The sequence below is a fragment of the Shewanella sp. SG41-4 genome, from assembly GCF_014164505.1.
Lineage (GTDB): Bacteria > Pseudomonadota > Gammaproteobacteria > Enterobacterales > Shewanellaceae > Shewanella.
In genome coordinates this window covers 1-1,541 of the sequence record NZ_JACJFI010000571.1, presented here as the reverse complement: position 1 = coordinate 1,541, position 1,541 = coordinate 1, and the positions used below count along the sequence as shown (strand labels likewise).

Below are 1,541 nucleotides of genomic sequence, written 5' to 3'. Positions count from 1 at the left end.
CCTCAAAATGGTTTAGCATTATCAACTTGGTTTGACTTATTTGTAGAATCTTCGTTGCTTGGCCGGAACCGTCGAGCAAAAGAAACCTTAACGCCTATTTCTGAGTTTATAGATGCTTTTAAACAAGCTTTACAAGGCAGTCATGAGTGCAGTAAATGAACGATTTAAGCCGCTAGAATTTTGATTAGATGCCGCTAAACGGTTGCATATTGTGCTGAATTACGAGATGCTAACTGAACGCCAATGGTTTTAGTTATCGTGATGTGGTTTCAATCTTTGCATCGATAAAATTTTAATATCCAAAATCTTATTAAGGACCGTTTCGTACACATTATGGAAGAGTTGATAAACAGTGCTAGAGAAATCAATACTAAAAAATTAGTGGTATTGTGCCGTCTTGAACCCGGTTGTTTAGGACCTGATGGTGCAGAACATATCAACACTTTTTGCCAAGTAGCCGAACGAGCATTGGTGAATTTAAATGCCGATGTGTGTCATTGGTTTCTTGCGCCACGCTTAGACAAAAGCTTAATAGAAATTCAATACAGCCTTGCAGGCAAGGTGTTGTCTCGTGAGAAAGCCGTTAAGTTTATTCATTCTTTTGAACAAAACCTTGATGAAATAGAAGAGCACTTTGAAGATAAATTGACCCAATTGATTAATCAATATATTGCCCGTAAACGGTAAATGTAGCTTATGTAGTTTAGATTTATGCATAGCACTTTAGACAATGCCTTAGATATTCAATATTGCTAAGGCTCAACGTTTTATCGATTATTGTATAATCCTATGTTGTTTGGGGTTAATAACAGGATTTTTTATGACTCCCTCAACATATATTGGCGCAGAAACGTCTGAAGCCGCTGCAACTATTTTTGATCAACAGACGCTACACCAATTGTTACAGCAACAATTTGGTTTCAATGAGTTCAGAGAAGGCCAACAAGCGGTTATAGGAACCATTTTGGCCGGTCATTCAGCGTTAGCAATATTTCCTACCGGGTCTGGTAAATCTTTGTGTTATCAGTATTGTGCCCAACAATTACCCAATCTGACCTTAGTTATTTCACCGTTATTGGCTTTAATGAAAGATCAGTTAGCATTTTTAGCGAGTAAAGGTATTGCCGCCGCGAGTATTGATTCAAGTTTAACTTATGAACAAACGCAACAAGTTATGCGTGATGTAAGAGAACAACGCACGCGAATCTTGATGGTGTCGGTCGAGCGTTTTAAAAATGAGCGATTTAGGCAATTTCTTAAGTCAGTACCGATTTCGTTGCTGGTGGTTGACGAAGCGCATTGTATATCTGAATGGGGACACAATTTTAGGCCTGATTATTTAAAAATTCCACAATATTGCCAAGAATTTTCTATCCCTCAAAGTTTGTTATTAACCGCTACGGCAACAGAGCAAGTAAAATTGGATATGGCCAAGCGTTTTGGTTTGTCACCACAACAGGTGGTACAAACTGGTTTTTATCGGGCAAATTTAGATTTATCGGTTGTTGCTGTTAATCAGCAGCAAAAGCTCACCCAGCTTG

At 38.4% G+C, this 1,541-nt stretch carries 2 protein-coding genes and 1 pseudogene; all 3 read left to right on the top strand.

Annotated elements, in window-relative coordinates:
- A pseudogene (locus H5202_RS24480) lies at positions 1 to 159 on the top strand (DTW domain-containing protein); the annotation flags it as partial.
- 174 nt (positions 160 to 333) lie between these two features.
- Positions 334 to 687: a hypothetical protein gene (locus H5202_RS22325; protein ID WP_182773955.1), complete on the top strand. Its 354-nt coding sequence runs from the start codon at positions 334 to 336 to the stop codon at positions 685 to 687.
- Between the two features lie 133 nt (positions 688 to 820).
- On the top strand, positions 821 to 1,541 hold a 721-nt coding region (locus tag H5202_RS22320; protein WP_259397446.1), incomplete at its 3' end, for a DEAD/DEAH box helicase.